The organism is Salmonella sp. SJTUF15591 (genome assembly GCF_043356435.1).
In the GTDB taxonomy this organism is placed as follows: domain Bacteria; phylum Pseudomonadota; class Gammaproteobacteria; order Enterobacterales; family Enterobacteriaceae; genus Salmonella; species Salmonella enterica.
Window position 1 is genome coordinate 1 of record NZ_JBEUJO010000026.1, and the last position, 6,317, is coordinate 6,317.

5 protein-coding genes and 1 pseudogene are annotated in these 6,317 nt (G+C 59.2%); all 6 read right to left on the reverse strand.

Going from position 1 to position 6,317, the window contains the following annotated elements:
• Positions 1-1,031 (reverse strand): colanic acid biosynthesis phosphomannomutase CpsG (cpsG, locus tag ABVM99_RS24295; RefSeq protein ID WP_272709698.1); only part of this gene is annotated, 1,031 nt, incomplete at its 3' end.
• 110 nt (positions 1,032-1,141) lie between these two features.
• On the reverse strand, positions 1,142-2,584 hold the full coding sequence (gene cpsB, locus ABVM99_RS24300; protein WP_072101865.1) for a mannose-1-phosphate guanyltransferase: 1,443 nt from the start codon (positions 2,582-2,584) through the stop codon (positions 1,142-1,144).
• The gene (gene wcaI / locus ABVM99_RS24305) at positions 2,581-3,804 is read right to left on the reverse strand and encodes a colanic acid biosynthesis fucosyltransferase WcaI (RefSeq protein ID WP_023194957.1); all 1,224 of its coding nucleotides are present in this window, start codon (positions 3,802-3,804) and stop codon (positions 2,581-2,583) included. Before wcaI ends, cpsB begins: the two co-directional genes overlap by 4 nt.
• Positions 3,801-4,273: pseudogene (locus ABVM99_RS24310) on the reverse strand (GDP-mannose mannosyl hydrolase). Before ABVM99_RS24310 ends, wcaI begins: the two are co-directional and overlap by 4 nt.
• Before the next feature lie 2 nt (positions 4,274-4,275).
• Positions 4,276-5,241 (reverse strand): GDP-L-fucose synthase, encoded by a 966-nt coding sequence (locus ABVM99_RS24315; RefSeq protein ID WP_023253845.1) that lies wholly within the window; start codon positions 5,239-5,241, stop codon positions 4,276-4,278.
• A gap of 2 nt (positions 5,242-5,243) precedes the next feature.
• Positions 5,244-6,317: GDP-mannose 4,6-dehydratase (gmd, locus tag ABVM99_RS24320; protein ID WP_038806813.1), on the reverse strand; the 1,074-nt coding region annotated here is incomplete at its 5' end.

Sequence of the window (6,317 nt, forward strand, 5' to 3'; positions counted from 1 at the left end):
CCGCTGTCGCAGTAGGCAAAATCACGAAAATAGTGATGCGCGCTCATTTCCCCGCCATAAATGGCATCCTCCGTACGCATCCGCTCCTTGATAAAGGCATGTCCGGTTTTTGACATCACCGGCGTCCCGCCCGCCGCCGTCACCACTGCCTCCGTGTTCCAGGTCAGGCGCGGGTCGTGGATAATCTTCGCCCCCGGGTGTTTTTCCAGAAACGCTTCCGCCAGCAGCCCGACGATGTAGTACCCCTCGATAAACTGCCCTTTCTCATCGAACAGGAAGCAGCGGTCGAAGTCGCCGTCAAAGGCGATGCCCATGTCCGCCCCGTGTTCAATAACGGCCTTGCGGGTGTCGTCGCGACACTCCGGCAGCAACGGGTTGGGAATGCCGTTCGGGAAGGTGCCGTCCGGGGTGTTGTGGATTTTGATGAACTCCACCGGCGCGCCCAGCGCCTTCAGACGCGCTTCGATGGCGTCAATGACCGGCCCCGCCGCGCCGTTGCCGGAATTCACCACCAGCTTCAGCGGGGTGAGATTGTTAACACTGATATAGCCGAGCAGGTGGCCGATGTAGGCGTCGCGCAGGCTGATTTGTCTGTAGCTGCCGCGCGCGGCCTCGTTCACCGGCGGGAAATCGCCCGCTTCCGCCAGACGCTGAACGTCGCGCAGACCGGTGTCGCCGCTTATCGGGCGGGCGCCCTCGCGCACCAGCTTCATGCCGTTGTAGTCCATCGGGTTATGGCTGGCGGTCACTTCAATACCGCCGTCCACGCCGAGGTGGAAGGTGGCGAAGTAAATCTCTTCGGTGCCGGACATACCGATATCCAGCACGTCGACGCCCGCGTCCTGTAACCCTTTCGCCAGCGCCAGCTTCAGCGCCTCGCTGGTCAGGCGCACGTCGCCGCCCAGCACGATGGTTTTCGGTTTTAAATATTCGCCGTAAGCGCGGCCAATCCGCCACGCGATATCTTCATTGAGCTCTTCGCCCAGCCTGCCGCGAATGTCGTAGGCCTTGAAACAGGTTAATTTTGTCATGTTCTTACCCTTCTTCAGGCAACAGTTAGCCCTGACCGTAAATGGCCAACATCGTTATTGTTGTTCATTGCCGGATGGCGCGTTGCGCTTACCGGGCACCATTGCAGGCGTCAGACCCGCCCGTAACGGTCCTCGAACCGCACCACGTCGTCCTCTTCGAGATACGAGCCGGAACGCACTTCAATTAAATCGAGCGGTATTTTTCCCGGATTTTCCAGGCAGTGGGTCGCCCCCAGCGGAATATAGATGGACTCGTTTTCACCGATCAGCTTAACCTCGCCGTTGATGGTGACTCTGGCGGTCCCCGCCACCACCACCCAGTGCTCGGCGCGGTGATGGTGCATCTGCACCGACAGTCCTTCCCCCGGCTTGACGGTAATACGCTTCACCTGATAGCGCTCGCCCGCGTCGATGGAGTCGTATTTGCCCCACGGACGGTAAACCTCGCGGTGCATGTGGTGCTCATGGCGTCCGTCGGCCTTGATCTTCTCCACCACCTTTTTCACGTCCTGCACCGCGTGGCGATCGGCAATCAGCACGGCGTCTTTGGTCTGCACCACCACCAGATCCTTCACGCCGACGGTGGTCACCAGGCCGGATTCAGCGTAAACGTAGCTGTTTTCCGTTTTATGGCTGATGACGTCGCCGTGGTGGACATTTCCCTCCGGGGTGTGGGCGCTGATTTCCCACAGCGAGGACCACGAGCCGACATCGCTCCAGCCCGCGTCCATTGGCATCACCACCGCGTCCGCCGTCCGCTCCATCACCGCGTAGTCAATGGACTCTTCCGGACAGGCGAGGAAGGCCTCTTCATCCACGCGAATGAAGTCAAGATCCGGATCGACGCCGCGCATCGCCTGTTCACAGGCGGCCAGAATATCGGGGCGGAACTTTTTCAGCTCTTCCAGATAGCGTCCGGCGCGGAACAGAAACATGCCGCTGTTCCAGTAGTAATCGCCGCTGGCGACGTAGGCCTGGGCGGTTTCCAGCCCCGGCTTCTCAACGAACTGCGCCACCTCAAAAGCCACCGCATCCGTCGCGCCCGGCACGACATCACCGCGCCGGATATAGCCATAGCCGGTTTCCGGCAGATCCGGCACGATACCGAAGGTCACCAGTTTGCCCGCGTCGGCACAGGGTATGGCGCCGCGCACCGCGTCGCGGAAGGCCTCTTCATTGGCGATCGCATGATCCGCCGCCAGTACCAGCATCAGCGGATCGCAGTCCGTATGCTGGCGCGTCGCCGCCAGCGCCGCCAGCGCAATCGCCGGCGCGGTATTGCGCCCGGCGGGCTCAAGAATAATGTTCTCCGTCAGCTTATTGAGCTGGCGGAGCTGTTCGGCAACGATAAAACGGTGCTGTTCGTTGCAGATCACCACCGGGCTTTCGCACTCCACGCCGTTCAGACGGCAAATGGTGGTTTGCAGCATGGTGAGATCGCCTTTCAGGCACAGAAACTGTTTTGGATAAAGCACGCGAGAAAGCGGCCACAATCGGCTACCGGAGCCACCGGCCATCACAACCGGGTAAAGTTTTGTCTGACGCATTATCATCCCCGAATATCTGCAATAAATTGGCGTAGCACGTTCTCTTTATTGAGCGTGCGTTCGGCGTATTCACGTGCCGTCATGTTGTTTTTCGGCATGGCGAGCGCCTGGCTAATCCCGTCGACCAGCGCGTCGGTCGATTCCGGTTCCACGCAAACGGCGATGCCCGGATAGCGCGCGCAAAGTTGTCCTAATTCGGTGTGCGGCTCAGCGGTAATCACCGCATTACCGCCGACCGCCAGAATGTTAGTCAGCTTGGAGGGCAGTACCGCATCCGCTGCGCCGCGCTTTTGCACCACCAGATGGCAGTCGCCCATTTTCAGCAGCGCGGGTAAGGCGTCGTAAGGCTGCAGCGGGAGGAATTTAATATTTGCCAGGCCGCGTTCGCGGGCCATGTTCTCCATCCGCGCCTTGCCGCCCCCCTGGCCGACAATCGCGAAAATCAACGGTCGATCGCGTAATCGTTCCGCGGCGTCAATTACCTTTTCCAGCCCTTGTTTTTCGCCGATATTGCCGGAATAAAGCACAATTTTTTTGCCCTCTGGCAAGCCAAGCTGCTGACGCAAAGCCGTCACGTCAGCGTCATTAACGTCCTGAAAGCGCGCCACTTCCGACCAGTTCGGAAAAAAGAGGATTTTTTCCGCCGCGACGCCCTTTTCCCGCGCTTTATTCATCATGGAGCGAGAGATGGTCGAAACATTATCAACGTTACGCAGCGCGCTGCGTTCAAAGGCCGTCGCTAACCGCGCTATGCTGCCGCGCTTGCCTTTTCCCGCCATTCCTAAGCCGAGCATGGCGTCCACTTCGTAATCCTGAATATGCAGTACGGTACGCGCGCCGGAGAGTGTCGCCAGCAGACGCATTCCCGGCGTACAAAAGAGCGTCGGTACAACGCCGATAATCCGATCCGGCTTCCAGCGACGCTGCGCCATCAGTGGGAAAAAACTGCTCAATGCAAAGCTCCCCAGATGAAGTAGTCGTTTTAGGGTGGAGGGCTGTTTCGGCACATACAGCGGGCAGCGCCAGACGGTAGCCTCGCCCTCTTCCCGGCGATAGCGCCAGGCGGAATAGCGCTCACCGACCTTCCACTGCGGGTAGTACGGCGGCGCAGTAATGACCCGCACCTCATGGCCTTCCCGCGCCATCCACGCCACCATTTCGCCGGTATATTTGCCGATACCGGTCAGTTCCGGCGAATAGTTAATGCCATAGACCAGGATCTTCATAGGCCCACCGCCGGCGCGTCAGGAGAGAAGTAGGCCCGACTGTTCTCATGAACATTATCGCTTGCCAGAAGCTGTTCCGGCGTCAGCCAGCGGTAACTGCCATGCTGGGCATCAGGCAGGCGTAAATCGCTCTCCGCCACGCGCAGACGAAAGCCGAGCACGATGTAGTGAGTTGAAAAATCCTCACCGGAAAAGTTGTCGTCATAGAAGTGCTGCCAGACGCCATAAAACGTCCCTGCCGCCAGCGGCAGACGCACGCCCAGTTCCGCCTGCGTCAGGCGTGCAAAGGCGGCCTCCAGCGTTTCGTCTTTGCACACCCGCCCCCCGGCACAAACCAGTAGCCCTGCGCCGGACGGTTGAGACGCTGGCCCAGTAAAATTTCCCCCTGGCCGTTTTCCACAATGAAATCGAGGGAGATGAGGGGCGTGGCCCGCACCACGGCGGCGAAATCTTCCTGACGTAAAAACATTGTCACCCCCGGAACCGTTGCTGATTCTCAAGGAACCACTGGTAAGTACCGGCAAGCCCTGCCTCCAGTGAAATTTCGTGATACCAGCCAAGCTGATGCAGGCGCGTGACGTCGAGCAATTTACGCGGCGTGCCGTCCGGCTTCGCGGCGTCGAACACCACCCGGCCCTGGTAACCCACCACCTTTGCGATAGTCTGCGCCAGTTCGCGGATAGTGCAGTCCACGCCAGTGCCGACGTTAATGTGCGACAGCATCGGGGCAGTGTTCTCCTGCCACACTTCGCGCGCCAGCTCCATCACGTGAATACTGGCCGCCGCCATATCGTCAACGTGCAGAAATTCACGCATCGGCGTGCCGCTGCCCCACACCACCACCTCCGGCGCGTGGCTCTGCGCGGCCTCATGAAAGCGGCGCAGCAGCGCCGGGATCACATGTGAATTGTCCGGATGGAAATTGTCATGCGGGCCGTACAGGTTGGTCGGCATCACCGAACGGTAGTCGCGACCGTACTGCCGGTTGTAGGACTCGCACAGTTTAATCCCGGCGATCTTGGCGATGGCATACGGCTCGTTGGTCGGCTCCAGCGTCCCCTGCAGCAGCTCGCTTTCCGCCATCGGCTGCCTTGCCAGTTTCGGATAGATACAGGACGAACCGAGAAACAGCAGTTTGTTCACGTTGTGCAGGTGCGCGGCGTGAATAATGTTGCTCTCTATCATCATGTTTTCATAAATAAAATCCGCCGGATACGTGTTGTTGGCGACAATGCCGCCCACTTTCGCCGCCGCCAGATAAACCTGGTCGATACCCGCCCCGGCAAAGAACGCCTGTACCGCGCGCCCGTCGAGCAGATCCAGCTCATCGCGGGTGCGCAGCACCAGCTCCACGTCGCCGCGCTGCGCAAGCTGCCGTACAATCGCGGAGCCCACCATCCCGCGATGGCCCGCCACAAAAATTCGTTGCTTGGTCATGGTCATTCCAAAGATAAATTTACATCGAATCCGTGAGATTTCAGCAGTGAGTGTTTTTTCGCGGCCTCCAGATCGTTCGCCACCATCTCGGAGACCATCTCCGACAGGGTGATTTCCGGTTTCCAGCCCAGTTTCTCATGCGCTTTGGACGGGTCGCCCAGCAGGGTTTCCACTTCCGCCGGACGGAAATAACGCGGATCAACGGCCACAATCACATCCCCCGGTTTCACGCCCGGCGCATCGTGTCCGGTAACGGATACCACGATCCCTTTCTCATTAATGCCTTCGCCTTCAAAGCGCAGTTTTATCCCCAGTTGCGCCGCCGCCAGCTCCACAAACTGGCGTACGGAATACTGCACGCCGGTGGCAATCACGAAATCTTCCGGCTGCTCCTGCTGTAACATCATCCACTGCATCCGCACGTAATCTTTCGCATGGCCCCAGTCGCGCAGCGAGTCCATGTTGCCGAGATACAGGCAGGACTCCAGTCCCTGGGCGATATTGGCGATGGCGCGGGTGATCTTACGGGTGACGAAGGTTTCGCCGCGACGCGGGGACTCGTGGTTAAACAGAATGCCGTTACAGGCGTAAATACCGTAGGATTCACGGTAGTTGACGGTGATCCAGTAGGCGTACAGTTTCGCCACCGCATAGGGGGAACGCGGGTAGAACGGCGTGGTCTCTTTCTGCGGGATCTCCTGCACCAGCCCGTACAGTTCAGAGGTGGAGGCCTGGTAGAACCGCGTTTTCTTTTCAAGACCGAGGAAGCGGATCGCCTCCAGCAGGCGCAGCGTGCCCATCGCATCCACATCGGCCGTATATTCCGGCGACTCAAACGACACCGCCACATGGCTCATCGCGCCCAGGTTGTAGACCTCATCCGGCTGCACTTCCTGTAAAATGCGGGTCAGGTTGGAGGCGTCGGTCAGGTCGCCATAATGCAGATGAAATTTCGGGTTGCAACTGTGCGGGTCCTGATAAATATGGTCCACGCGCTCGGTATTAAACGATGACGCGCGGCGCTTGATACCATGCACCTCATACCCTTTTTCCAGCAGAAATTCTGCCAGGTAAGA